The sequence below is a fragment of the Tardiphaga sp. 813_E8_N1_3 genome, assembly GCF_051811025.1.
In the GTDB taxonomy this organism is placed as follows: domain Bacteria; phylum Pseudomonadota; class Alphaproteobacteria; order Rhizobiales; family Xanthobacteraceae; genus Tardiphaga.
Map to the genome: position 1 here is coordinate 489,751 of NZ_JBPWQE010000001.1, position 25,113 is coordinate 514,863.

Here is a 25,113-nt window from a genome sequence, read left to right on the forward strand (position 1 = left end):
GTCACCCCTTAAAAGCGAGGGCCGCGGCAGCCGTGCCACGCAAAAAATGCTCTGCGCTCTTGGGCTAGGGACGAGCCATCAGGCGATGCTTATAATCGTCGTTCCACCTTCTAAGGTCGCCGGGTCGATTCCAGTCGGTGACGCTTTCTCCGGTCGCTGCGATGATTGCGTCAATCTGACTTTGGACCAAGCTCTCAGAACGCAAGAGCGCAGATGCCACTCGCTTGATGGACTCTTTCAGATCCAGCATCACGGCGGACATTGTCTTGTCTCGCAGCATTTCAAGAACCAGACCCGTTTCGACGTCCTCAAGGTATGATTTCCATGGGTCGGACCCCGGCAAAGCGAGTAGCAGTTGGAGGCGGCGAATGTGCCGACGATCAACCCTGTCGCTTTTTTCATCGTGGAAAAAACCCAAAACCATCATCTCAGCCTCGCGGCCTGCCATGGAGCACATGATGTGGCTGCAGATCGCAAGCTGATCGCCACGATTTATCCTGCCGAGGTGTACGCCGACATAGCCGAGCGTCTTCGACTCTGGCTCGACTGTAGCAATAGTAATCAGCAGGCCGAGCGCTCGCGCCATTACGGCATGACCAGCCTCATGATAGGCGGTCCTTATTCGACTGACGTCTTGCGGTACTCCCAGCCGCGATTCTTCAATCAAGCGGCGTATCATTTCAGATCGACCGATATCGGTCCGCTCTGCCTGTGCATCGATCCAAGTTAACAACGCCGACGGCAGACGAATAGTCACAGACGGGTCGCGCCCTGTAGCAGGACGCCCGCGCTTGATTTTTGTCTTACCGATAATGGTCATTTTTCGGTCTTACCGAAATTCGATCACGTCGCACAGGGTGATCGACTTCGATAGTTAACAACTTCCGCCCTAGTCGACGTCGCTAAAGCCTCTGGCAAAAGTAAGTTGTGGCAGGCGGTTCCATATATCTGACGGTGTGACATAGTTGCCGAGTCGTGGCAGTGGGGAGCCAAACCGGATTTCAGATGGTTGATATTTTTGAGTACGAAGCCGACGAAGAGATACTTCTTCATTTCGATATTGGCGGCGATGGCTTGGACACCCAAACCTTTGGCAATGCCCTAATATCCTTTGACGCTCTTTACCGCGCAATCAATGACGTCGCTAATCCGGGTCGCGAGATCGAAGTTGAGTTCATTCGATCGGATCAAGGAAGCATCCGAGCGATTTTTCGCGTAGTCTCAAAAGACGTCCGCTCTCTAATTCGCGCGCCGATAAGCTTGATCCTCATGCCAATCTTGTTAGGCGTCCTTGTAAACAAGGTCACCTCCGATTCGATCAATATTATCATCAAAGATGACTCATACGTCGTCGAGCACGGGAGCGAAAAAGTAGTCCTTCCGCGATCAAGCGCAGAACTAGCAAAAAAGGCAGACGGCGACCCCGCTGTTAGACGACAGGTACGATCATTCTTCAGCGTCGTCGAATCTAACCCAACCATTAGCGCAATTGATTTTCGCTCACCGAGCAAGCCAGACTCGCCCGTGCTGCCCATCGAGCGCAAAGACTTCGCAACGCTGCGAGACCTACCAGACATCGTACCGCTTGAAGCACCGCGAACGAGAGAAGAAACCTACAAGCGCATTCCTGTAGTCGTCATAACTGCTGTGCTGGCACGGTCGACTCGCAAATGGCAATTTCTATGGCAGGGCCACAAGATATCCGCAGACATTCGCGACGACATCTTTTTCTTAAAACTTGCCAATCACGAATATGAATTCGGACAAGGTGACACCCTGGTAGTCGACTTAGTCGCACAGCAGGAATTAAATACAGTCGCGGGGGCTTACGAAAACAAATCCTACTACATCAGCAGAGTGCACCGACACTCCAAGGGATCAAAGCAAGAGTCAATGTTATGACAGCAGGGGTCTAATCATCCCAATCGCTATGTTTCAATCACGGATACACTAAAGCCAGGGAAATGCCACTTGACTGAGAATAACATCAAAGCACGCTTCCAGTTCTTTTCATTCTATTCTGCCACTATCGTTCTAATCGGACTCGTTCTGTTCTTTGTTTTTTCAAGCGCTCCGGTACGAGCACTTATCGCGGCGACATGCGTTCTATTGATATGGCTCGGCTTCAGATTAGCCACCTTCACGAGCATAAGTGATAACCGCGTTCGTGTTACCATTCTCTCCGCTTCGACCGTGCTTTTATTTGCTACTCTTCAATACCAGCACAGCCTTGATTGGCTATGGAAGCCTCTGCTGATAGCGGCGCTGACGCGAGCTGAATGGCCGATCCCTGATTTCATACTGCGTGATGACCGATCTTTTGACTATCTGTCAGCTATTATAATAGCCGCTTGGACATTCATAGCATTCTTAGCATTGAGGAGCCTTGCGCCAAGCAGCGCGATGGGGGTGCCGCAATCGTCACTCAATGATCTCTTACCCAATATTACCAACTTAGACAGGCTTCAGAATCTGAAGCGCACATTGCGAGATAAGTTGGACCATCTAGACTTTGCGACGAGATGGAATGAGTCTAACTACGTTTCTCTTGAAGCCGAAGTGCAGATTCTAGAGGGAAGAAATTCGCGACGAAAAGTAGTTGATTTATTGCGGGCTCTACGAATCAATCCGAAGACGCGCCTATTCATCGTTCTGGGTGAACCTGGAACAGGGAAAAGCGTTGCGTTGCGTAAGCTCACACGGGATTTACTAATAGAAAGCGCGGAGGCAGATAGAATTCCGCTTTATATAAATCTTAAAGAATGGAAGACCTCGGTCGAGTGGTCAGCGACCAACAAGCCAACCGTCCAGCAATTCCATGACTTCGTTTACAACAATTTAGTCCAAAATCTCGATTTCGTGTCACAAGCATTTCTGACCCCTGACAACTATCGAGCCCTTCTGGAGGGAGGATATTTCTTCTTCGTCTTAGATTCGTTTGACGAGATTCCGGCAGTCTTGGATCACGATGAAAATTCTTGGATTATTTCGGACTTATCGAACTGCATTGCCACTTATGTTCTGAGCGGCGAAAATTCACGTGGTATTATTTCGTCACGGCTTTTTCGACAACCTAAGTTAGCGCTCCGGGAGCGCTCTGTTTTTGAAATTCAGCCATTTTCTGACGACCGTATCATCAGGGCGATAACTCTCGCGAGCAACAACTCACAAGAATTAATCAGGACGGTGTTAACCGAACGGAATGACCTTGGATCGATTGCTCGTAATCCATTCCTTCTACAACTCATAATCAATCACTTCAATCAAATCGGTACTGTTCCCAATTCGCAAGCAGAGATGTTTGAGACGTTCATCGATACGAACATAAAGCTCGCTAAAGACGCTTACGGCATGAATGGTCTCTCTGAAGCCGACATCTATTCGGTGTGCGAAGATATTGCGGCCGCTATGTTCGAGCGCACACGAGCTGGCTTAGAGATAGGTAACCCGGAGCTGAGTAACGAAGTCCAGCATTCTCAACTTCCAACTGTCATACAATTCCTTTCCCAGGCACGGATGGCGCGAATAGCACCAGTTTCCGGCGCGTTCTCATTTTCTCATCGGCGCTTTAACGAGTACTTCTTAGTAAGACGCTTGCGCTCCAATAGAACCGAGATTCCATTTGACGCTATTCAAAATGACTCTCGCTGGCGTGACGCTCTCGTTCTCTACGCGGAGATTGCTGACGATGAAGACGCGGCTGCAATGGTCCAGCACGGATGGAAGCATGCTTCGCAGTTGAAAGACTTGTCACTCGGATTGAATCGGGCAGCTTTTGTTAAGGCAAGACATGCCTTACGTTTTCTTGTTGAAGGCTTTCGGAACCGCCCTTACTTCTTGAAAGATTATCAAGCTGAGCTGGGACATATTATCCGTGACAAACTGGCAGCGGACTCGGATTACATTGAAAAGAAAACGGTCCTGGAATCCCTAGCGCTTATGCCAACCGAGCCAGCCTCATTTCTGATTGTTCGAGGGCTTGATCGATACCCGGGATGGATTAGCGAGGAAGCGGCGGGCGCGGCTCGCTATTTGAACCGGGTGTCACCATCATTGGCGACCAAGCTTTATGCGCACTGCGTCAACCGAAAGGGTTTTGCACCGTTAATTGAGGCGCGGCGGCAATTAAGAATTCTTGCTATTAGCGACGCTTTTAGAGCCGTCACGCGCTTGCTGCGTTGGTACTTAATCGACGTCTACAAATCTTTTGCCGGGTTGGTGCTCTTAGTGGGGGTGGTTGCGATCACGCAGGATGCCTGGTGGCTTCGGACCCTACAAACGATTGCTATTCCTACTTTGATAATTCCGCTGATTTTACCATTCTCTGATGTGCTTCGAGCTTCTAACCTTCTAAGCAAGGCGAAATCGAAGGAGGTTATAGAGAGAAAGAAAAATTCGGGGTTTCTTCCGAGCAGATCGCTCGAAGATTATGCAGTGTTGCCGAAGATTTTTGCGGCTCAAGCAGTCGTTTTTTCGGCCATGTTTTCTCTGTTTTTGGCTGTGCGCGTCCTGCCAGAGACGGAGTCTACCAAGCAGTTATCCGCCACGCCATGGACGCTGCACTTCTCTATTGCGCTCATCAGTCTTTTTATTGTTATCCCCTTCCGGCCGACCTTCTGGCAGTCAGTGAGGCGTGCTTGGTCGCGCTCAATAGCTAGTGTTGCGCGTCGCTTGGCGACAGTGCTCTTTACGATGATCTTACTTTTGACGATTGTCGCGCGCATCCCCCACGCCTGGATCAGCACTGTTGTTTTTTGCCTCGCGGCCTTGGGTTGCCTAGCGATGTCGGCCATCATTGGTCGTGCTGGATTCCAGTGCCTCATGGACTTCCGCGATCTTAAAGAGATGAAATTGCGGTTCGCTCCAGACCGCACGTCGATAGCGCGCGATTTTCTAGCAATGCGAACGTCGTGGGGAAGGGTAAAGTATGTGGCATGGATCGGTGATAAAAGTGTGGATGCAGCAGAAGCATTTCGACGGGAAACAAACATTTGGCCGAATGGCAGAAGGCCCCAGTACGACGGCGATCAAGGATCGATGCTCCTGGCGCAGCTGGACGCTCGTTGGTTAGATTTAAATTGAGGGTACCTTCTTACTAAGAAGCAATTCAGCAAAACATAACTTCGTTTTAAGAGAGTGCGAATATCGACATCAACAAATCGGCGTAAGCGGCGGGGGACGCGTGTTCAGGCGAAGCAATGTTTTATGAACTAGAAATTCGCTTGCCACCACGCATACAGCCTATATGGAAAGTGCGGCAGAGCAACCCGTTCATGGCCTTCAGCGCTGGCCAATTCATTGACCAGCCGGGCGGCGGCCCCTTCAAAATTGAGGAAGTGAGGCACGTATTCGATATGGACGCGGATAGGTCCGGCGTCCATCGCATCGTCCTTGTCGTGTCGGAGTAGCGGACGCTAGGAGCTCCCGGAGCGGCGGCGCCCTCTCGCGTTGATCTCCGGCGTCGTCCCCATGCGACGAAGCCCCTAACCGAATTCAGAAACAAACTCGGACTCGGATTCGCTTTCTGAATCGAAATCACTCGACGACGGTTCGCTCTCGTTCTCCGACTCGCTCGACGGCTCGTCACCTTCCAGGATATCGTCAGCGTCATGGGGGTTTTCCGTCGGCGCGCCGTTGCCCGCGTACGCGCGAGCGCCGAGGTTGAAGAACAGACCCCAACCTGCGCGTTGCTTCTTGTACAGGTCGCCGGTTTCCAAATCGAACCAGATGTCACCGCTCTGGCCCTTCGCTGCGGGCGGCGCGCCGAAGCCCAAGTCGAATCGGTTGCCGTCACGCCCCGACGAGCCGCGAGGGCCGGTCGGACCACTCGGACCGCGAGGACCGCGCAGGGTGGTTGTAACCTTCCACTTACCCTTGGTCTTGAGCGAGACGTCTCTGGACGCGGTGTTGAACCATTGGTCGCCGTCGCTGCCGTCTTTGCTCGTCGGCGCCCGGTCCCCCTGAAGCCACGTTGATCCATCCTTGCCGTCTTTGCCATCGACGCCCTTAGGCCCGCGCTCACCCTGCTTGCCGGGGTCGCCCTTCGGACCTTTCTCGCCGTTAGCGCCAGCCTTGCCACGGGGGCCGCGCGGGCCGTCTACGCCCATGCGGCCGGCCGGACCCGGAACGGGGGCCATGGCAGCGAGGGCGGAGGCGCGGGCGGCCTTTTTCTTCGCTGTCCGAATCGAACGCGCGCGCTCCTCTGCCTTCGTCATAGGGCGGGCGAATGTCATTCCCGCTATACCAGTTCCGGGCATTATCTGATTTGTGGACTGCATGTGAAGATCTCCAGATTTACAGCGCTAGTCGTGAGATACCAAAGACCGCGCGATTCAAAATCGGTCAACCAACATTTAGATTTTGCCGTTGCAGCCAAAGTCCTCAAATCTAGTGTCGTACGACGTGCGAGTGCCGTCTAATGGTAGGCAATGAGTAATCGGCGGCTAATCCTATTACTCGTATTGACGGGCAGGACGCTTGCTAACTGCTGAGATCTGAAACAACAATAACGGGTGTTCGGCCAACGAGAGAACCAGTGATGCGCTTCGGGGTCAATCTGCGCAGCGATCTGGCAAAGCTCGATGATTTCGAGATTGCGGCGCACTACGAGAAACTGATCGCGGAGAAAGTCGGTATGATCCAGGAGCTTCCAGAGTTCGCGAAGTACAAGCTATTTCGCTGGCTCGCCGCAATGCTTACCGGACGCGGCTTGTTTCATGCGCCTCGCTTTTACAAAATGCAGGCTTTCGTCATTGGGGCACTCTTGTCAGTGGGTGGGTCGTCGCCGATTATCGATGCCAATTTTCTTGATCACTACTTGGTGGAGTGCGAGCTCAAGGATGTCCGAGACGAAATCAGGCGACGGGTCGGTTTGCTGCAAGTGTAGTTGAAGTCATGAGAAAGAAATTCTCGCCCGCCTCGTAGCCCGCCCAGCTTAGGAATCAGGTACCGCGATTTTTCGGAATCCATACAAAAAATCGCATCGGCCCCTGTTCTTGCCCTCATAGCTTCATCGCTATACAGGGACCCGTTGATTGGTGGCCCCGTGCCCTTGAAAGAATTTCTTTCTTCTAACGGACTCCGACAACGGTCAGGCACATGTAATACGGAGCATCCTTCGCATTATCTTTTATCACTGCTGACAGATTCAGTGAGACTGCAAGCCGTAGTGTGTTGCGGGTAGTGCGGGTATTGGCAGGTGATTTTCAGCCCACCTAGAATCAAAACCATTTTTCTTTGTAATTCCTGATTCAATAAAGAAGAGTGGTTTTGGAGTGTTATAGAAAAGATTCTGATTCTAGGTGGGCTGAAAATCACCTGCCAATACCCGCACTACCCGCAGGTCTGTAGCACTGTGGCCAATATCAATGGCTGGTGACGCATACCAGACCTAAAGCGTCTCGCGAGTGTAAGCCGGCTCAACTGAGCTTCACGACCCGATATTTCCAACTCTTAGTATGAGCGTCGCGCTTTCGCTCAAGTCGCATACCCAAAACGATGCGGCCCACGTTCGCCTTTAGATACATGCCGAATGACATCTTGTTGAATTTTGCCCCAACAGCCGCCGTGATCGCATCAAGCCGACGATCACTATCGTCAACTGAGCGCTCGGCCTCCTCAATAAGCTCTCCCGCGCCGAACCAATTATTCTCGCTGGTCGAGTAGATCGATAGCAAAAGCTGCTCTAGCGATTCCCTCACGGGATCGTCTTCGCGAATCCAATCGGTAGTGATGCATAGGTCGCTCTCTCCGAGCCAAACGAGGGCACCGCGAACGAGGTTGCTCCATGCTTCGAACGAGCCGTAAGGCTTCAAAGCACCAAGACCCGGACGACCAGCAGCAACGAAAGCCCGCAATACTGTGAGCCCGGCCACAACAAGCTCGACGCGTCGCGCAGGGACTGTCTCTTTAAGGTCAACGTTGAAACGCCGCTCCTCCGGCCGCTCGACGCCAGCATCTAATCTACAGAGAAGTGCTCGACGGGTCATATCTCCGGCGAATGAAAGTTGATTCCCCGATGCCATCAACAGAACGTTCGTGTTCAACTCGACGATCCGGGACTCGCCAAGGATACGGCTCGTCCAAGACTGTTGTGTGAGAATAGAGCACAATGCATCACCCGCGATTGGCCGGGTGACATTGTCCAAGACCAACATCTGGTCCCCACGTATGAGCGACGAGCCGAGTCTTTTCTCGTCCTCTTCGGCCGACGCTCCCTGAGACATCGCCGCCGCAGGTCTGCCCTGAACGATCATGCTAACAACATCGATTGCAAGGCTCTTGCCTGTGCCAGCCGTTGGCGCTGATACACCAAACATCGGCGCGGAGGGTAATGAGCGCCGGACAAGGCCAGTAAGTACGGCGCCCAGCATGACCGACAGTGACGCGCTGTCCCAGCCGTCATCCTCAGTGACGAAAGGGAAGTCGGCAAAGGGCTCTTTCAAGGCGCCAAGTGCTTTCAAAGCTTCGCTTCGAGTCGGCCGGTCCTTTACGCGAGGGAAGGCCACCCCGCCGAAATCCAAGAGCAAGCGCGACTCCGGGTCATAACCTTGGTCTTGGATGACGGTGCCGTCAGCCCTCAGGGTCGGCGACTCGGCGATGCCTTTTAACACGGGCAATCGCCACGTATCACCAGCCGCAAGGTAGTGCTGCGCTAACTGGGCCGTCGCAGGAAAAGGGATGTTTTTTGTGCCTTGCTTCGTGACCTTCGGCCTGTAGAACGAGGCATGCTCGATCATGAAATTCTGCAGCCGTGGCGGCGATAATTCGCGCACAGTTAATGAACCGGCTTTCCGTCGTACGGCATCTTCCTCGCAATCCGCGTCGGCTCTGACTGGATGCACCAGTCTTCCGAGCATCTGATACAGCGGCGCTCCACCGTCCAGCATTGAGCGTTCAGCGAAGGTCAGCATATCAGACAGTCGGTTCATGTCCCACTTGAAGGGCTTCGCGGCCTCGAACTCGCCGTCATCTTCGAAGTCGCCTTCTGTCGCGGCATCGGCCTCGAACTCGTCGTCACCTTCGATATGTTCGGCAAGCGATGCGTCGCCGTCTGCCCATTCATCGGATGGGATCGCCTTCACGCCTTTGTAGGGGATCGCATTGGTAGCGCCTGCATCGCGCATGTACATCTCAAGTGTACCGGCCTTGATGCCACCCAGCTTATCGCGATGGAGGCTGTCCCAACGACGGCCGATGATAGCAGCGTCGTTGCGGTACTGAGGATCGCTGATTGACCACTCAATGAACTCAGAGCGCGCATCGCCCTTAGAGGCGTGGTGGCACGCCATTAACATGTTGAGCCATTTCTTTTGATCGTTGAACTTGCGCGCGTCGAGATGGTCCAGCATTGCGGCAATCTGCTGCTGATCATACTCGCCGCCGCCGCCTCGCGTCTGGCTGTTGGCCATCGGCTTGCGGATGAGCTTGAGCAGGCGCGGCGGTATCTCCGGCGCATCTTCCAGCTTGGGGAATTTGTCATCCCAGACATAGGGTTTCATCGTATCCGGGTGTATCGAGCCCGGCGCAACGACCTGTCGACCTTTGCTCTTGAACTCGACGCCTTGGTAGTCCTCTCCCAGTGTGTCGAGCACTGGCACGCCCTTGGGGTTGAGGCAGTACAGATGCAAACCGCCGGAACCAGTGACCACGCGCGGGAATATAGACTCGTCGATACCCAGTTCTGCAAAGAGTAGTTCGTACGACACATCGCCGCCGTTGCGCGGATCAATGTCGATGACGATTTGCTCACTTGTGAGGCGGACGCCTGCATTACGCTTCTCGCGCACGCAGCGTTCAATGATGGCCTCGGAATCGTAAGAGGCTTTCGTCCAATTTTTGTCGATGGGCGCTTTGCCGACTGAGCGCTTCACGCCGTTTTTGGTTTTGGTGTCGAAGGGCTTGTGAAGTGGAATGAGGGTATACTGATCGAGCGGGAGCTTTCGCAGCGCGGCCTCGAACGGGGTCATAAGCGTTCGTTGTGCCGGAGCACGGTTTGATGTAGACATAATCCATACTCCACTAACGTAAGTCTCTGCTCACGCCCGGCGCTCCAACGTCGGGCGTGATCATTTCGCATCTATTGGCTAGATTCCATTCCACTTCGCATAGACGCCATTGACGAAGCCCGGATCGTGGAAGTCCGCCTTGGACGCCTTTGCCTTTGGCTTCTTGTAATCACCGCCTGACTCGCAGGCTGCGATCACGTCATCAATCTTGTCATCGGGAACCTCGGAAATCGCGTGGACCCCGGCAACCGCAAACAGCAGAGCCCGCATAGCCGGATGGCCATTTTCACGTTTGAAATCCATCAGAACCTGATTCATAGTCGCATCAGTCATGTGTAGTCCCCTCCGATATTTGCCGTTCAATAGGCGATCCAAAACGTGGCAAGCGATCTGGACCAGTTGAGAGAATGAGCCCCAAGGTGCCGGACAACACCTTGGGGCTCGACTCCGGTCCGCAAGGGAGCGAACGACCAGAGCCATCAGGTCCCGACAACCTAGGGAGATAAGCGGGACCCGAATTCGAGTCGGCTATTAGCCGAAGTCGGAGTCGCCGCCTTCAACTGCAAGGTCTGGGTCATCCGCTGTGGCGACCTGCAAAGAGCCACGGGATTCGCCCGCGTTCGGTACGGTGCGCTTCTTGGCTTCCGTATCTTCCTCGATTTCAAGCACGGCTAGGAGTTTGGCATTCAAGCGCCGGCTGACAGACAGGCCAGCCCGAAGGCACGCGAGATAGATGGCCTCTTCAACTCGTTCCATTTCAAGGAGCTGGGCATAAATCGTCGCAAGCCGCTTCTGTCGCGCTGGGATGGACAGAGCTTTTCCGCCGCGCGTCTGATACCGTAGTCGAGATTGATACTTGGTGACGATGGCATCTCCGAAGAGATCGAACATTATGGACAAGACTTCGGGAGCCGTAACCTGACCGTTACTGCTACGTGTCCAGATTGGCGACTGCTGCTCATAGCCGCGTGTCCCCCTCCTATATTCCAGCACGCGTTCTATCTGGGTCGAATGTTGCGCAGCGACTCGCTTGATGCTTGCCGATAATTTGGCCACACCTTCCTCATCTGTAAGGGGTTTGCCATGCACCGTGCGTCCCTCTGCCTTCTTTCGGTCGATTGCCTCGCGCTGTTCAGTTAGCGCTTCGATGGTGGCAGGACCTTCGTATATTGCGGCCTTGTGTTTCCAGATTGTAGTTGGATGGCCTTGCAGAAACTCCCAGATGGAGTCGTCCGATAGTACCGGGTCGGGTTGCTCGTTGAGCTTTTTGAGCTCTTCAAGCAGTTCGTTAGCATCAGCGACGTCCTTCTGATGCTCTTCAAGTTCGGCGCGCGTGGGTGCCCAACCACGCTCCCGGTCTAGGTTGAAACGAGCGATGGACGTTTGAATCTCGCGGCGGGCTTCAATAGTTGCCATCCGCTGGTCAGAACGGGAAAGCTGCTCGCTTCTGAACGTCACGCCATCGGCGTGGAGCATGCAAACTTTCGCCTGCACCTGTTCCGGCAGTTTGTCGTACGACTGCCTGATGGCGATGGGTAGGTCGCGAAGGACTTTGCCGCGTGCAGACTGTTTGATACTTCGCATGGTTTTTCCTTTCAGATGCTCTGTTTGTCTGAAAGGGATTTACGCTCCGACACCAAAAACGTAAGGGTCTAACAATCCCCTCGGAATTCTTAGACGTCTAATAATAGGGCGCGCAATTATTAGCCGTCTAAGAATTGAAGGGGATTATTAGACCCATTGACATTAGCGGGTCTTCGGCCGCTGAAGGGCAGCCACCTCACTTGAGAGATTAGTCTTCTCCGCCTCGGAGAGGTCCTCAAACATTGCGCGGGCGCGCTTGTTCACACGATCATCGTTTCTGTCGGCTATACTTGCTAATCTCGTCATCACTCTCTCGTCCGAGAGATCAAAGCCGAGATGCATTGCGACGATCTTCATCGTCACTTGCGGGTTTTCAAGCTTCAGGTAGCGGCGTCGATCAAAGTACAGCTTGAACTCACAGGCGTCGTCTAACAACACGGCCCCCAACGGCCTACCCGGCCGCTTGCGCTCCTGAGTTTGGCTATCTACAAATTGTAGTAGCGCCGTCCGCTCATCAGCAGGCATAGCTATCAGTTCAGCGGCGAGGCGCTGATTCAAACATGAGTCATCCATGATGCCGCCTCGCCGCGATTGAGGAAGGCACTAGCCGTCTAAGGATCATTGCCGCGCGAGCTGCGGTGTTCGCTTGATTCCAATCTGTAAGGTCGCCGCAAGCATACCGCGCAAGGACAGAGCGAAGGTCTTTGCGAGCCCTTAACTGATTCAACGGGTCGGAGACGAATGAGCCCGTGTACGGGAAGACCCCCAGATAAGCGCCGCACGTATAAGCCAGAAGCGCCGGCCTCTGTCCGGGCAGAAAAAGCGAAATGAGATCGGGGGCACCACCGCGCGCAAGCGGTTGGAGCGTGCTCAATAGCAATGCTGTTGCCACTGCGACCGCCTGACGATCAGCGAGGCCGACAATTTCAGAATCGGCCGGTGCAGCGTCGGCAGCAAGCAGGCGTTGCGTCCGGCTTCTGACTGCTTGTTCGGCTTCGCGATTTTCGCACTCGGTAGCCTGTAGTGAGTCTGAGAATGAAGCCATCGTCAGACCTCAGACCGAAAGGAGTCGATAGCAGCGCCGCTAACACGCCGCGCGCGGCCTACCTTGAAACTTCTGAGCCGCTGGCTTTTCAGTAGTTCGAAGACGGTCGACTCAGAGACACTGAGGATCGCGGCTGTCTGGGCTACAGAAAAGGAGCGCTTTGCGAACGGGATTGTGTAAACAGATTCCGAGTCGGAATCAGTATGGGGCTGTGACACGGCCTAGCCTTTAGCCGGGCATGAGCGCGGCATTAGAGGAGTAGGCCGCGCACACATAGTCCGTGCGCATTTTAGAAGGTCCGACTACCCAACCAGGACGCCCATAACGCCCTAATTATTTGACACTTTCACCTCGTTGAGAGGCGCGGTCGGATGTGTCTTAAGGGCCTAGGCCCAAGTCATAAGACACCTGTCAGCGCGTTCTAAACGACTTGCGATAATCCTGCATAAACCGAGGACTGAAGAAAGCCGTGCACAACGTACATGACGAGAGTCATACGCTCAATTTTCAATTCGTCAATATAAGCGTAATAGCCATGCTTAATGCGTCGTACGACAAGATTTGATAGTAGTCACTCATCGCTAAGGAAGTCGGCCCAAGCTTCCATGAGCGGGCGGCGTCGCTCGACCGCTTTTCCGCGCCGGTAGGCTTTTTCGGATTCGTCACCCAGCGTATGGGCGAGGGCATGCTCGACGACCTCGCGTGGTGTTTCTGTCTCATCTCCCGCCCAATCGCGGAACGAAGATCTTAGGCCGTGCGGTGTATAGCCGGTTGCAACGGCCTTCAAGGCGTGAGCCATCGCATTGTGACCTAGCGGTTTAATCTCGTCGTCGCCTTCGATCTGCAAGCCTTCGAATACAAAGGGGTGGTTCGGCTTCAACACCGCTTTGAGAATTTCGATTGCTCGCGGTGCTAGCGGGACCGTGTGTGGCTCGCTCGATTTCATTCTAGCCGCTGGGCAAACCCAGATTCTCTTGTCGAAATCGACTTCGGCCGGGGCCATGGACCGTATTTCGTTGGTTCGCCCGGCCGTCAGAATCAGGAATTCCAACGCGAGGTTGACCGTGGTGTCGGCGCTGACGTGGCGAGCCCTCAGAGCCCGCACCACGGCTGGAAGATCAGCGTAGGGCACGGCAGGGTGCTTTCTGATTCGCAGCTTCCGCTTGGCTTTACTGTCCCGGCCGAAGGTCGCTTCGAGGTTGCCACGCCACCGGGCGGGATTCTCGCCCTGCCGATGGTCCGGCGTCGCCGCCTGTAGAATCGTCTCGATCTTGGCTCGCAGCTCGCGGGCTGTCTTTGGCTTGGTTGACCAGATTGGGGTCAGGTCCGCCAGCACGTCCGTTTTCGTGATCGAATCGAGAGCCATGGGGAACAGGGTCTTGGCGTGAAGTTCCAGCACCCGTCTAACCTCGCGCTCGGACCTCGGATTTTTGAAGCCTTTCGCATATGCGGGAAGCCAGTCCGTGAGGGCGAACACGCCAAAGGTCTTCTTTGGGGCCGCTGCCTCCAAAACGGGCATAGCGCGCTTCGCTTCGAGGGGGTCGACGTCGGCCCGGAGATCCGCTTTCAACGCCGCTGCGCGGTCGCGGGCGTCCTGTAGGGGCACCCCCTGCGGCCCGGCGCTGCCTAAGCCCATCTCCCGAAGTTTGCCGGTCCCCCGTTGCCGATACCGGAAAACCCATGACCGCGAGCCCGACGCGCGGACGGCCAAATAGAGGCCATTGCCGCCGTCGCTGTGCATGCCGGGCGGGGTCTTGGCGGAGTTGACGAACAGAACAGTAAGGCGACTCGCCGCCTTCCGGGGCTTGGCGGTCCTCTCACCCTCGTCAACTAAGGCCATATTCCTGATCTCCTGTCGCGCCCACACTTTTACCCATACTTGCGCTCTGGATCGGGGCGGAGCAAGGCGGAGTTCGACGGAGTTCAGCAAAGGGGTTAACGGTATGTCGTACGACAGAAAGTCATTGTAAATCAGACGGATGACCGAAAATCTCTAAACGATTCCAAGCTGTTCGAGCGCGCGGTCCTGAATCGGTATTCACCTCAGAAAACGCTTCGATCCCTGTCGCGCCCACCATCCAAACGCACCTCACACTTTCGAAAACTACCGGATTGGCACCTTTTTAGGCGTCGGGGGGACGTTTCTTTCCCGAATGCTCCGTCTGGTGACAGTTTTATTTCGGAACCAGTCGTGTTCACGCCGTGACTCGGCTATAGCTCAACGGTCCAGCACTTTTCGACCGGAAGCTGATGCCAACGAAGACCCGGCCGGTAATCGGCGTGATCGGCAACGCGTATCGCATTGAGAACAGGTTCTCCGTCCAGGCGGTCGGAGAAAACAACCTTCGTGCGGTCGCGGAAGTGGCCAATGCCCTGCCGATGATGTTCGCCGGCACCCCCGACATCACCGATATCGGCCAGGTGCTCGATCTGGTCGATGGCATCCTGCTCACTGGCGCCCGTGCCAATGTCCATCCAACCCGGTTCGGCATGGAAGCCCACATCCGTCATGAGCCCTATGACAATGGCCGCGATGCGGTCGCTCTGGCCATGATCGAAGCCTGTGTCGCGCGCGGGGTGCCGATCTTCGGTATCTGCCGCGGATTGCAAGAGATGAACGTTGCATTCGGCGGTTCGCTGCATCCTGAGATCCGCGAGATTCCCGGCCGTATCAATCATCGCATGCCGCGGCTCGAGAGCGGCGAGATCCATCCCGACCCTGCCGTCGTGTTCGCCGATCGCCATGAGGTGCATCTGACCAGCAACGGTACCTTCGCCAGCCTGCTGGGCCGCGATACCATCACGGTCAATTCCCTGCATGGTCAGGGCATTGACATCCCTGGTGAGCGGGTGGTGATCGAGGGCATCGCCGAGGACGGCACCATCGAGGCCATCCGCATTGCAGATGCGCCGAGCTTCGCGCTTGGTGTGCAATGGCACGCCGAATATGACCCGCAGATCAATCCGATCAATCGGACGCTCTTTCAGGCCTTCGGCGAGGCGGTGGCCGCTCGCAGGCAACGTCGTTCCCTTACGGCCGTGGCCGCGCCGCTATCAGCAGGAACGCGCTGAGCGCGGCTGCAACACAAAGCACGGCACCTGCGACCGTCGCTGCTGCAAATGCGCTGACTAGCGCCGGTCCCTTTGCCGCCATCACCGATCCGATCAGCGCCGTGACGACAAGTCCACCGGTGCGTGCGACAGCGCTGTTGAAGCCGGAGGCAGACCCGGTATGACGCGCGTCGACTGACATCAGCACGGCCGTGGTCAGAGGCGCGACGGCGCCGGCCATGCCAATGGCGATGACGATCATGGCGGGAAGGACGCTGGTCCAGTAGCTGGTGTCGGGACCGATCCGCAGCGCAAGCAGAAAACCCAACGAGACGATGACGGGCCCAAGCGTCAACAAGACCCGTGGGCCGGTTCTGGCCGCGAGCGAACCAGCGAGCGGTGATGTCAAGGAGATGACAAGCGGCAAAGGCAGCAGCGCAGCACCGGCCTGTGTCGCCGTGTAGCCGGCGGCTTCGATCAGGAGAAAAGGCATCAGGACGAACAGTCCACCGAGTGCGCCGTACAACAGGAATGTCAGCAGTGTCAGGCCGACGAAGCTGGCGGACCCGAACAGTGCAAGCGGCATCATCGCGCGTTCGCCTTTGCGGCCTTCCACCCACACGAAAACGAGCAAGAGCAGGAGGCCTGCGATGAGCGCGCCAGGTGTGAAACCCGTCCAATCATGTGACGTAGCTTCGGTGAGACTCCAGGTCGTCAGGCCAAGTCCCGCAGTCGCGAGGATGGCGCCGAGGCTATCGAGCGGCTCGTCGCTGTCGTGTCGATCGCGGGGGATGCCTAGCCAGGCAAGCGCCATTGCCGCCAATGCGATCGGCACATTGATGAGAAAGATGAGATGCCAGCTGCCGATGTCGATCAGCCATCCGCCCAACAGCGGGCCGAGTGCGCCTGCAGCAGCGCCGCTGGCGGCCCAGATGCCGACGGCGCGCCCCTTGGCTTCGCCGGAAAACGTCTGGCCGAGGATCGCCAGACTGTTCGGCATCAGCATCGCCGCGCTGACACCCTGCAGAAACCGCGCGACCAACAGCAGAGGCAGGCTGGGCGCCACAGCGCAGGCCAGCGAGGCCAGCGCAAACAGACCAACGCCCCAGATCAGAAGTCTGCGGCGGCCGAAGCGGTCGCCTGCTGCACCGCCGAGCAAAAGAAGTGCACTGAGCGGCAGCAGATAGGCATTGATCACCCATTGCAGGTCGACGGCATCGGCCTGAAAACTCGCTGCAATGGCCGGAAGTCCGACATTCACCACCGACCCGTCGATAAAGGCCAGGCTGGAGGCCAGGATCGTGGTGGCGATCACCAGCCCGGGATGGCTGATATCATCGATCTTTTCCGTGGCGCGGGCGGCGCCTGTGTCACAAAGCGCATGCAGGGCGTTGCTCATGACCGGGTTGTAGGGGGAACGGGAGCTCAGAACAAACCGTTGTCCTCCGATCGGGCAATTCCGTTTTGGCCCCGATTGTGCAAGCATCCCGGGCGGTCGTGCCGGGCGCTCGGAAAGAGAGTCGTTTGGCGTGAGATCGGACTGTGTTGAGGAGAGGGACTATGAAACGATTTTTTCTGTTGGGGACCATGATCGCCACGGCGGTCTGCACGACGCAGGCGGGCGCTCAGGAGCTCACCGGCACGCTCAAGAAGATCAAGGACACCGGCGCCATCACCATCGGCTTCCGCGATTCCTCGGTGCCGTTTTCTTATCTCGATGACAACCAGAAGCCCGTCGGCTTCGCCATGGACATCTGCTACAAGATCGTCGATGCGGTGAAGAAAGAGCTGAAGAACGACAAGATCGAGGTCAAGCTCAATCCGGTCACCTCGGCCACCCGTATTCCGCTGATTGCCAATGGCACCGTCGATCTCGAATGCGGTTCGACCACCAACAATGCTGATCGCCAGAAGCAGGTATCGTTCACCAATACGCACTTCCTGACCGCCAGCCGTTTCGTGTCGAAGAAGGCTGCCAAGCTCGACAAGATCGACGATCTGAAGGGCAAGTCGGTGGTCTCCACCTCCGGCACCACCAACATCAAGCAGCTCACTGAAGCCAATGCCGCCCGCAATCTCGGCATCAACGTCATTCCCGCCAAGGATCACGCTGAAGCATTCCTGATGGTCGAGACCGATCGCGCTGTAGCCTTCGTGATGGATGACATTCTGCTCGCCAGCCTTGCTGCCGGTGCGCGCGATCCGAGCGCCTATGTGATCTCCAAGGACGCTTTCTCGAAGGCCGAGCCGTACGGCATCATGCTGCGCAAGGACGATGCTCCGTTCAAGAAGGTGGTCGATGCCGCCACCGCCGAGCTCTACAAGAGCCCGGAAGGCGCCAAGATCTATGACAAGTGGTTCATGCAGAAGATCCCGCCGAAGGGCCTCAATCTGAACGTTCCGATGGGAGCCGAACAGAAGAAGGCGTTCGCCAGTCCGTCGGATTCGCCGGATCCTGACGCCTACACAGCCAACTAAGACGATCTGCCCATGCAATGGCCCGGCCATTGCATGGGTTTTAGCCCGAGATAGCCAGTTTTTTGGGTTGCCAGGTTTTCGCGTGGGACGGCGCGTGGGGGTGAATGCGTGAACTATAACTGGAATTGGGGGATATTCTGGGACCAGACGCCTGATGCGACGGGGACCTATTTCGGCTCGCTGATGAGCGGCCTTCAGGTCACGATCCTGCTCGCACTCTGCGCCTGGCTCATCGCGTTCGTGATGGGCTCTCTGATCGGCATCATGCGGACTCTGCCTGCGCGCTGGGCGGTGTTTGTCGGCAATGCGTATATCGAGATGTTCCGCAATATTCCGCTGCTGGTACAGCTGTTCATCTGGTTCTTCGTCGTTCCTGAATTTTTGCCCGGCGATCTCGGCATCTGGATCAAGCAACTGCGCAACGGGCCGTTCATCGCCGCGATGCTCGGGCTTGGCTTCTATATGTCCTCGCGTGTCGCCGCGCAGATCACCGCCGGAATCAATGCACTGCCAAAGGGCCAGCGCATGGCCGGCACGGCCATTGGCCTCACCACCTGGCAGACCTATCGCTATATCCTGCTTCCGCTGGCCTATCGCATCATCTTTCCGCCGCTGACCTCCGAATTTCTCAATACCATCAAGAACACGGCGCCCGCACTCACCATCGGTGTGCTTGAATTGACGGCACGGGCGCGGTCCATGCAGGAGTTCTCGTTCCAGGTGTTCGAGGCCTTCTCGGCTGCCGCCGCCATCTACCTCGTCCTCAGTGCCGTCGTGACGATCGGAATGCGCATCATCGAAAAGCGCCTGGCGATCCCCGGCTTCAACGAGGGGAAATAAGCGATGTTCAGCAATTTCGATTACGACGTCATCTGGCGCAGCCTGCCCTATCTGTTTCAGCAGGGCATGGTGTTCACCCTCACGCTGACGGCGATTGCGACCGTCTTCGGCCTCATCCTTGGCACCTTGATTGCGATGATGCGACTGTCGTCCAGTGCCGTGCTGTCGGGCTTTGCGGTGAGCTACGTCAATCTGATGCGCTCGCTGCCGCTCGTGCTGGTGATCTTCCTGTTCTACTTCCTGATGCCCTATGTCGGGCAGTGGATCATCCGCTCCGATCAGCCCGTGCAGGTCGGCGCCTATGCGTCGACAATCGTCACCTTCACGCTGTTCGAGGCTGCCTATTTCTCGGAGATCATGCGTGCCGGCATCCAGTCGGTGCCGCGGGGACAGGTGATGGCCGGCTATGCCATCGGCCTCAATTATCGTGAGGTGATGCGCCATGTCGTGCTGCCGCAGGCGTTCCGCAACATGCTGCCGGTGATCTTCACCCAGACCATCGTGCTGTTCCAGGACACGTCACTGGTCTACGTGCTGTCGATCACGGATTTCCTTGGCGCCGCGTCCAAGGTCGCGCAGCGCGACGGTCGTCTCACCGAAATGTATCTGTTCGCGGCGCTGGTCTATTTCCTGATCTGCTTCACCGCCTCGTTCTTCGTGAAGCGCTTGCAGAAGCGCATCAGTATCATCCGCTAACTGCTTCACTCTCAGTCTTTGCTCCAACTGTCGGTCGCTCATCATGCCCATGATCACCATCGAAAAAGTCAGCAAGTGGTACAATCCGCAGTTCCAGGTGCTGAAGAACTGCACGACGGCCGTCGAGAAAGGCGAGGTAGTCGTCGTCTGCGGTCCGTCGGGATCGGGCAAGTCGACGCTGATCAAGACCGTGAATGCGCTGGAGCCCGTGCAGGCGGGCACCATCATGGTTGACGGACTGAATGTGACGACGATGAAGAAGGACCTGCCGAAGCTGCGCTCACGCGTCGGCATGGTGTTTCAGCACTTCGAGCTGTTTCCGCACCTGAAGATTGTCGAGAACCTCTGTCTTGGCCAGACCATCGTGCTCGGCCGTTCGGAAGATGCCGCGAAAGCCAAGGCGATGAAGATGCTGGAGCGCGTCGGCCTGACCACACATGCGCAGAAATATCCCGGCCAGCTCTCCGGCGGTCAGCAGCAGCGCGTCGCCATCGCGCGCGCGCTGGTGATGGATCCGATCTGCATGCTGTTCGACGAACCGACGTCGGCGCTCGATCCCGAAATGATTAACGAAGTGCTCGATGTCATGGTCGAGCTCGCCAAGGAAGGCATGACCATGATGGTGGTGACCCACGAAATGGGCTTTGCCAAGAAGGTCGCCAACCGCGTCATCTTCATGGATGCCGGCGAGATCGTCGAAGACGCGCAGAAGGATGACTTTTTCGGTCATCCGCGCAGCGACCGCGCGCAACACTTCCTGTCGAAGATCCTCGCGCACTGACGCATACAGCGTGGTGCGAGTGCCTCATGTTTACGCAGGTTCTTGAATGCTGCGTGACGGGGCAATTAACGAATGTGTCAGAAATGAAGTGGTATCCTTCAACCGTGAGGGCGAGGGCCTGTTGGTCCGCTGATTGAACTCCACCGGAGCGATCGGGTCTTTGTCCTCACGGACAACTCGTGTCGCCACGTTCTCAGCTCTGCCCCTATGCTTCTCTGACCGTCTCCCAACGACCCGAGCCGAGGCTGCGCGAGCCGTGCTTGCGCGCGTCCTGCCTTGGCCCTCCTCCGGAAAGTGCATCGCATGATCAAGATCAACAGTGTCGGCAACAAACTGGGTCTTGCCGGTCTCGTTGGCATCTTGCTCTCGGCCGGCGTTGTCGCAAACCAGATGAGGACCGAGAGCGCGATCTCGGAGGTCAATCGTCTGGCCGATGTGCAGCAGAAAATCGCCGATAGCGCGATGGAGGCCGACGGCCAGATGCGCGCCATGCAGCTGGCCAGTCAAGGCCTGCGCATGGCCATCACGACACCCGAGATCGACAAGAACGCGGCCGAGATCAAGGCGGCCAAGGCTGCGCAGGACCGCATCATCGATGCCGCGTCCGCCCTGGCCACCAGGCAGGAATACAAAGACAATTTCGCGAAGATCAAATCGCTGACGTCAACCTATGTCGCTGCTGCCGACGAGATCGTCGGTCTGCAGAAGAAGCTGCTCGAGTTCTATCGCAACCGCAACGTCGCCGTGATCGACTGGAACCGGCATCTCGACCAGATGCGCCTCACCACGGCCGTGACCGAAGCAACGAACTGGCCTGAAGTGGATGGGCAGCTCAAGATCGCGGATAATGCCATCAACGCTGTGCAGGCAGCCGCATGGCGCTATGCGTCGATGAATGAAGTTACGCAGAAGGGTCAGATTCTTACCCGGGCCAAGGTGCTGACCGACGCACTGGCCAAGGCCAGCGTATTCGAAGACGGCGAGCTCGTGCAGAGCGGCCTGATCCAGCTCGGTGCCGACATGAAGAAGTTCATGACGGCCACCGATGAAGCGATCGGCAACAACGACCAGAAGATCGACATCGTCCGCAGCAAGATCACACCCACCGCTGCGGCGGCATCTCAACTGGTTGCGCAGTCGGTATCGTCGGCCAAGGCTGCGGTTGCCGAGGCCCGGGCGCAGGCCGCCGAGGAAATGGCGCGCTCCGGCCAGGTCAATCTCGCGCTTGGACTAGCGGTTGTGATGGTCCTGATCTGCACCATGGTGTTCTCCTTCATGGGCGTTGCCCGGCCGATGACGCGTCTGAATGGCGCCATGGGCAAGATGGCGGCCGGCGATCTCGATGTCGTCATTCCCGGCGCCAAGCGCGGCGACGAAATCGGCGACATCGCCAAGACCGTCACGATCATCCGTGCGAATGCCGAGCAGAAGGCCCGCGATGAGGCTACGGCGCGCCTCGACCAAGACAATCTGGCCGCGGCGTCGCGCAAGCGCGAAATGGTCGAGCTCGCCGGGACGTTCGAACGCGCTGTCGGCAATATCGTCGACAATGTTTCCTCGGCGTCGAGCAGGCTCGAGGAATCCGCGGGCGCGCTGACGGCAACGGCTGAACAGGCCAAGGAATTGACCGCTGCAGTCGTTGCTGCGTCGGACGAAGCATCCACCAATGTGCAGGCGGTGGCGTCTTCCACTGAAGAGATGTCGTCCTCGGTCAACGAGATCAGCCGGCAGGTCCAGGAATCGGCAAATATCGCCAACTCGGCCGTGGCGCAGGCGCGCAAGACCAATGACCGTGTGGCGGAGCTTGCCAAGGCCGCGGCCCGGATCGGCGATGTCGTCGAGCTCATCAACACCATTGCCGGCCAAACCAACCTGCTGGCGCTCAACGCCACCATCGAAGCGGCGCGCGCCGGCGATGCGGGCCGCGGTTTTGCAGTGGTGGCGTCCGAGGTGAAGGCGCTAGCCGAACAGACCGCCAAGGCGACGGGCGACATCAGCCAGCAGATCAACGGCATCCAGGCGGCGACCCAAGAATCTGTCGGCGCCATCAAGGAAATTGGCGACACCATCGGCCGCATGTCGGAGATTGCGTCGACCATCGCCTCTGCCGTCGAGCAGCAGGGCGCAGCCACACAGGAAATCTCGCGCAACGTTCAGCAGGCCGCGCAGGGCACGATGCAGGTGACGTCGAACATCACCGACGTACAGCGCGGCGCCAGCGAGACCGGATCGGCTTCGACGCAGGTGCTGTCCGCGGCGCAGTCGCTGTCCGGCGAAAGCGCGCGGCTCAAGCTCGAGGTCGGCAAGTTCCTGGACTCTGTCCGGGCCGCATAAATTCATGCTTCTCCCACAAATGGGGGAAGCAGCAACGAAGACGGCGCCCGTCGCCGAAGCCAGATCAAGTCCTACGTAGGAAGCCAATGATGTCGCTGCTCAATCTCCGTATCCGCGGTCGCCTCTATGGTGGCTTCGGCGCGCTGGTCCTGTTCGGTCTCGCCAGTTCCGGATTTGCCGTGTGGCAGATGACGGAGGTTGGAACGCAGGTCGACTCCCTGAACATTCTTTCGGCCAACACGATCCGCGCCTCGGAGATCGCCTCCGAACTGCACGCGATCCGCGGTGCCGTGTTGCGCTATTCCTTCGATCAGGATGAAGCGGCGCTTGCAGATGCCGACAAGCGTCTCGCTGGCGTCACCGCCAGCCTGGATACGGTGACCAAGACCAGCCGTTCGGAAGAGCGCCGCGCCGCCTACCGCACCATCGAGAAGGACGTTGCCGACGTGAAGGCGCAGCGCCAGGCGCTTGGCGAGGCCATCAAGCAGATGGTCGCCGGCCGGGAAGTGCTGCAGGAAGCCGGCGACAAGCTGTCATCCAGCCTGCGCAAGCTGGTGATCAGCACGCGCAACACGATGTATGGCCAGGGTTCGACCAAGCTCGAATCCGATACGCTCATGGTGCAGATTGCGAATTGGCGCTTCTTCGTCAGCCGCGACGAGAAACATATCGAATCTTTCAAGGACCACGTCCGCATCGCGGAGCAGCAGATCGGCGAAATGGAGAAGATGCAGATGCCGCCGACGCTCAGCGCGTTGTTCGGCACCATCCGCAGCAACCTGAAGAGCTACGCCGCCCAGTTCGAGAAGGCTGCCGCCAGCCTGCAGACGGCAGACGGTATCTTCAACAAGTCGATCAGCCCGACCGTCGTGAAAGCGATCAGCAAGGTCGAGACCATCAAGTCCGACATCCAGCAGGTTCAGTCGCAGACCGTCGCCGCAACCAGCAACCGCATGTCGACGACGAGCATGCTGCAGCAGATCGTGGCCGGTGTCGCTACTGTGGTCGGTCTAGCGATCGCCTTCCTGATCGCACGCGGCATTATTGGCCCTCTGTCGGGCCTGACGGCTGGCATGAAGCGCCTCGCGGACGGCGATTTCAGCGTGGTTCTGCCGGGTCTCGCCCGCAAGGACGAGGTCGGCGACATGGCGCGTGCGGTCGAGACCTTCAAGGTGCGGGCTGAGGAAAAGGCGCGCGCTGAGGCTGAAGCCAAGCTGACGCAGGACCAGCAGGCAGCGATTCAGCGCCGCCGGGACATGATCCGTCTCGCGGACGACTTCGAGGGCGCCGTTGGCAGTATCGTGGAGAACGTGTCATCGGCTTCGAGCCAGCTCGAAGAATCGGCGGGCGGACTGACTGCGACCGCCGAGCAATCCCGGCAGCTCACCGCCATGGTGGCCGCAGCCTCTGACGAAGCGTCGACCAATGTGCAGGCGGTGGCGTCATCCACTGAGGAGATGTCGTCATCGGTCAACGAGATCAGCCGCCAGGTTCAGGAGTCGGCCAATATCGCCAACTCTGCGGTGGCACAGGCCCGCAAGACCAATGATCGCGTGGCTGAGCTAGCGAAGGCGGCTGCGCGGATCGGCGATGTTGTCGAGCTGATCAACACGATTGCGGGCCAAACCAATCTGCTGGCGCTCAATGCCACGATCGAAGCGGCGCGCGCCGGCGATGCCGGTCGCGGCTTCGCGGTCGTTGCATCGGAAGTAAAGGCGCTTGCCGAACAGACGGCCAGGGCAACCGGCGACATCAGTCACCAGATCTCCGGCATCCAGGCTGCGACCGAAGAGTCGGTCGGCGCCATCAAGGAAATCGGCGACACCATCGGCCGCATGTCGGAGATCGCATCGACCATCGCATCTGCCGTCGAGCAGCAGGGGGCGGCGACGCAGGAGATTTCGCGCAACGTTCAGCAGGCCGCGCAAGGCACGATGCAGGTGAGCTCGAACATCATGGACGTGCAGCGTGGCGCGAGCAACACCGGCTCGGCGTCGTCGCAAGTTCTGTCCGCTGCGCAATCGCTGTCCGGCGAAAGCGCGCGGTTGAAGCGCGAAGTCGGCAAGTTCCTGGACTCCGTTCGCGCGGCATAGGACAAAAGGTCACACGATCACGCGCGTTCGCCTGACGAATAAGATGCAACTAGCAAACAGCCCGGATGCGTCATCGCATCCGGGCTGTTTGTTTTGGTGAGTCAAACGATGACACGCGCGACAAAAAGTCATTCCACTTTAAAGCGTTTGCGTGGCTGAAATTAACCTGAAGTTCTCGCAACCTGACGATGATCGGATTCGAGA

The 25,113-nt window shown here is 57.2% G+C and carries 20 protein-coding genes; 10 read left to right on the forward strand and 10 right to left on the reverse strand.

All coding sequences use genetic code 11. The features are described 5' to 3' along the window. Window positions 1-64 precede the first annotated feature (64 nt). The gene (locus AB8A33_RS02325; protein ID WP_439091268.1) at window positions 65-820 is read right to left on the reverse strand and encodes a ribbon-helix-helix protein, CopG family; all 756 of its coding nucleotides are present in this window, start codon (window positions 818-820) and stop codon (window positions 65-67) included. 185 nt (window positions 821-1,005) lie between these two features. Between AB8A33_RS02325 and AB8A33_RS02330 the strand changes: the two genes are divergently transcribed. Then, the gene (locus AB8A33_RS02330) at window positions 1,006-1,902 is read left to right on the forward strand and encodes a hypothetical protein (RefSeq protein ID WP_439091269.1); all 897 of its coding nucleotides are present in this window, start codon (window positions 1,006-1,008) and stop codon (window positions 1,900-1,902) included. Between the two features lie 69 nt (window positions 1,903-1,971). Then, the gene (locus tag AB8A33_RS02335) at window positions 1,972-5,082 is read left to right on the forward strand and encodes an NACHT domain-containing protein (RefSeq protein WP_439091270.1); all 3,111 of its coding nucleotides are present in this window, start codon (window positions 1,972-1,974) and stop codon (window positions 5,080-5,082) included. Between the two features lie 128 nt (window positions 5,083-5,210). On the opposite strand, the gene AB8A33_RS02340 is transcribed toward AB8A33_RS02335, so the two are convergent. Both AB8A33_RS02340 and AB8A33_RS02345 read right to left on the reverse strand, forming a co-directional pair. Next, the gene (locus AB8A33_RS02340) at window positions 5,211-5,381 is read right to left on the reverse strand and encodes a hypothetical protein (protein WP_439091271.1); all 171 of its coding nucleotides are present in this window, start codon (window positions 5,379-5,381) and stop codon (window positions 5,211-5,213) included. Between the two features lie 102 nt (window positions 5,382-5,483). Then, window positions 5,484-6,278 carry a hypothetical protein gene (locus AB8A33_RS02345; protein WP_439091272.1) on the reverse strand — a complete coding sequence of 265 codons (795 nt, stop codon included), beginning with the start codon at window positions 6,276-6,278 and terminating at the stop codon, window positions 5,484-5,486. A gap of 260 nt (window positions 6,279-6,538) precedes the next feature. Between AB8A33_RS02345 and AB8A33_RS02350 the strand changes: the two genes are divergently transcribed. Continuing rightward, window positions 6,539-6,886 carry a hypothetical protein gene (locus tag AB8A33_RS02350; protein WP_439091273.1) on the forward strand — a complete coding sequence of 116 codons (348 nt, stop codon included), beginning with the start codon at window positions 6,539-6,541 and terminating at the stop codon, window positions 6,884-6,886. A gap of 532 nt (window positions 6,887-7,418) precedes the next feature. Here AB8A33_RS02350 and AB8A33_RS02355 read toward each other — a convergent pair. The 6 genes from AB8A33_RS02355 to AB8A33_RS02380 form a co-directional block, all read right to left on the reverse strand. Then, the gene (locus AB8A33_RS02355; protein WP_439091274.1) at window positions 7,419-9,968 is read right to left on the reverse strand and encodes a bifunctional DNA primase/polymerase; all 2,550 of its coding nucleotides are present in this window, start codon (window positions 9,966-9,968) and stop codon (window positions 7,419-7,421) included. A 117-nt stretch (window positions 9,969-10,085) separates the two neighbouring features. After that, complete coding sequence (locus tag AB8A33_RS02360) at window positions 10,086-10,340, reverse strand: hypothetical protein (protein ID WP_439091275.1); 255 nt, start codon at window positions 10,338-10,340, stop codon at window positions 10,086-10,088. Window positions 10,341-10,538: 198 nt separating this feature from the next. Beyond that, window positions 10,539-11,591: a hypothetical protein gene (locus AB8A33_RS02365; RefSeq protein WP_439091276.1), complete on the reverse strand. Its 1,053-nt coding sequence runs from the start codon at window positions 11,589-11,591 to the stop codon at window positions 10,539-10,541. A 162-nt stretch (window positions 11,592-11,753) separates the two neighbouring features. After that, window positions 11,754-12,164: a hypothetical protein gene (locus AB8A33_RS02370; RefSeq protein WP_439091277.1), complete on the reverse strand. Its 411-nt coding sequence runs from the start codon at window positions 12,162-12,164 to the stop codon at window positions 11,754-11,756. Between the two features lie 474 nt (window positions 12,165-12,638). Next, the gene (locus tag AB8A33_RS02375) at window positions 12,639-12,854 is read right to left on the reverse strand and encodes a helix-turn-helix domain-containing protein (protein ID WP_439091278.1); all 216 of its coding nucleotides are present in this window, start codon (window positions 12,852-12,854) and stop codon (window positions 12,639-12,641) included. A gap of 353 nt (window positions 12,855-13,207) precedes the next feature. Next, a complete protein-coding gene (locus tag AB8A33_RS02380) occupies window positions 13,208-14,476 on the reverse strand; it encodes a tyrosine-type recombinase/integrase (RefSeq protein ID WP_439091279.1) in 1,269 nt (422 codons plus the stop codon). A gap of 410 nt (window positions 14,477-14,886) precedes the next feature. Here AB8A33_RS02380 and AB8A33_RS02385 point away from each other — a divergent pair, with 410 nt between their 5' ends. Further along, window positions 14,887-15,708, forward strand: a complete 822-nt coding sequence (locus AB8A33_RS02385) for a gamma-glutamyl-gamma-aminobutyrate hydrolase family protein (protein WP_439091280.1) — start codon at window positions 14,887-14,889, stop codon at window positions 15,706-15,708. On the opposite strand, the gene AB8A33_RS02390 is transcribed toward AB8A33_RS02385, so the two are convergent. Beyond that, a complete protein-coding gene (locus AB8A33_RS02390) occupies window positions 15,668-17,086 on the reverse strand; it encodes an MFS transporter (RefSeq protein ID WP_439091281.1) in 1,419 nt (472 codons plus the stop codon). The genes AB8A33_RS02385 and AB8A33_RS02390 overlap by 41 nt on opposite strands. Before the next feature lie 188 nt (window positions 17,087-17,274). Here AB8A33_RS02390 and AB8A33_RS02395 point away from each other — a divergent pair, with 188 nt between their 5' ends. The 6 genes from AB8A33_RS02395 to AB8A33_RS02420 all read left to right on the forward strand — a co-directional run bounded on the left by AB8A33_RS02395 (window position 17,275) and on the right by AB8A33_RS02420 (window position 24,909). Continuing rightward, window positions 17,275-18,165, forward strand: coding sequence for an amino acid ABC transporter substrate-binding protein (locus AB8A33_RS02395; RefSeq protein WP_439095838.1), 891 nt, complete (start codon window positions 17,275-17,277; stop codon window positions 18,163-18,165). 108 nt (window positions 18,166-18,273) lie between these two features. Then, window positions 18,274-19,005 carry an amino acid ABC transporter permease gene (locus AB8A33_RS02400; RefSeq protein WP_439091282.1) on the forward strand — a complete coding sequence of 244 codons (732 nt, stop codon included), beginning with the start codon at window positions 18,274-18,276 and terminating at the stop codon, window positions 19,003-19,005. A 3-nt stretch (window positions 19,006-19,008) separates the two neighbouring features. Further along, entirely contained in the window at window positions 19,009-19,701 is a 693-nt protein-coding gene (locus tag AB8A33_RS02405; protein ID WP_439091283.1) for an amino acid ABC transporter permease, read from the forward strand. Window positions 19,702-19,750: 49 nt separating this feature from the next. Then, window positions 19,751-20,482: an amino acid ABC transporter ATP-binding protein gene (locus tag AB8A33_RS02410; RefSeq protein ID WP_439095839.1), complete on the forward strand. Its 732-nt coding sequence runs from the start codon at window positions 19,751-19,753 to the stop codon at window positions 20,480-20,482. Window positions 20,483-20,785: 303 nt separating this feature from the next. Further along, window positions 20,786-22,816: a methyl-accepting chemotaxis protein gene (locus tag AB8A33_RS02415; RefSeq protein ID WP_439091284.1), complete on the forward strand. Its 2,031-nt coding sequence runs from the start codon at window positions 20,786-20,788 to the stop codon at window positions 22,814-22,816. 89 nt (window positions 22,817-22,905) lie between these two features. Then, window positions 22,906-24,909: a methyl-accepting chemotaxis protein gene (locus AB8A33_RS02420; protein WP_439091285.1), complete on the forward strand. Its 2,004-nt coding sequence runs from the start codon at window positions 22,906-22,908 to the stop codon at window positions 24,907-24,909. Window positions 24,910-25,113 lie beyond the last annotated feature (204 nt).

Bases quoted from the DNA above. Each gene is read 5' to 3' on its own strand.
- AB8A33_RS02325 (WP_439091268.1), bottom strand. From the start codon at position 820: ATGACCATTATCGGTAAGACAAAAATCAAGCGCGGGCGTCCTGCTACA.
- AB8A33_RS02330 (WP_439091269.1), top strand. From the start codon at position 1,006: ATGGTTGATATTTTTGAGTACGAAGCCGACGAAGAGATACTTCTTCAT.
- AB8A33_RS02340 (WP_439091271.1), bottom strand. From the start codon at position 5,381: ATGGACGCCGGACCTATCCGCGTCCATATCGAATACGTGCCTCACTTC.
- AB8A33_RS02345 (WP_439091272.1), bottom strand. From the start codon at position 6,278: ATGCAGTCCACAAATCAGATAATGCCCGGAACTGGTATAGCGGGAATG.
- AB8A33_RS02350 (WP_439091273.1), top strand. From the start codon at position 6,539: ATGCGCTTCGGGGTCAATCTGCGCAGCGATCTGGCAAAGCTCGATGAT.
- AB8A33_RS02355 (WP_439091274.1), bottom strand. From the start codon at position 9,968: ATGACCCCGTTCGAGGCCGCGCTGCGAAAGCTCCCGCTCGATCAGTAT.
- AB8A33_RS02360 (WP_439091275.1), bottom strand. From the start codon at position 10,340: ATGACTGATGCGACTATGAATCAGGTTCTGATGGATTTCAAACGTGAA.
- AB8A33_RS02365 (WP_439091276.1), bottom strand. From the start codon at position 11,591: ATGCGAAGTATCAAACAGTCTGCACGCGGCAAAGTCCTTCGCGACCTA.
- AB8A33_RS02370 (WP_439091277.1), bottom strand. From the start codon at position 12,164: ATGGATGACTCATGTTTGAATCAGCGCCTCGCCGCTGAACTGATAGCT.
- AB8A33_RS02380 (WP_439091279.1), bottom strand. From the start codon at position 14,476: ATGGCCTTAGTTGACGAGGGTGAGAGGACCGCCAAGCCCCGGAAGGCG.
- AB8A33_RS02385 (WP_439091280.1), top strand. From the start codon at position 14,887: ATGCCAACGAAGACCCGGCCGGTAATCGGCGTGATCGGCAACGCGTAT.
- AB8A33_RS02390 (WP_439091281.1), bottom strand. From the start codon at position 17,086: ATGAGCAACGCCCTGCATGCGCTTTGTGACACAGGCGCCGCCCGCGCC.
- AB8A33_RS02395 (WP_439095838.1), top strand. From the start codon at position 17,275: ATGATCGCCACGGCGGTCTGCACGACGCAGGCGGGCGCTCAGGAGCTC.
- AB8A33_RS02405 (WP_439091283.1), top strand. From the start codon at position 19,009: ATGTTCAGCAATTTCGATTACGACGTCATCTGGCGCAGCCTGCCCTAT.
- AB8A33_RS02410 (WP_439095839.1), top strand. From the start codon at position 19,751: ATGATCACCATCGAAAAAGTCAGCAAGTGGTACAATCCGCAGTTCCAG.
- AB8A33_RS02415 (WP_439091284.1), top strand. From the start codon at position 20,786: ATGATCAAGATCAACAGTGTCGGCAACAAACTGGGTCTTGCCGGTCTC.
- AB8A33_RS02420 (WP_439091285.1), top strand. From the start codon at position 22,906: ATGTCGCTGCTCAATCTCCGTATCCGCGGTCGCCTCTATGGTGGCTTC.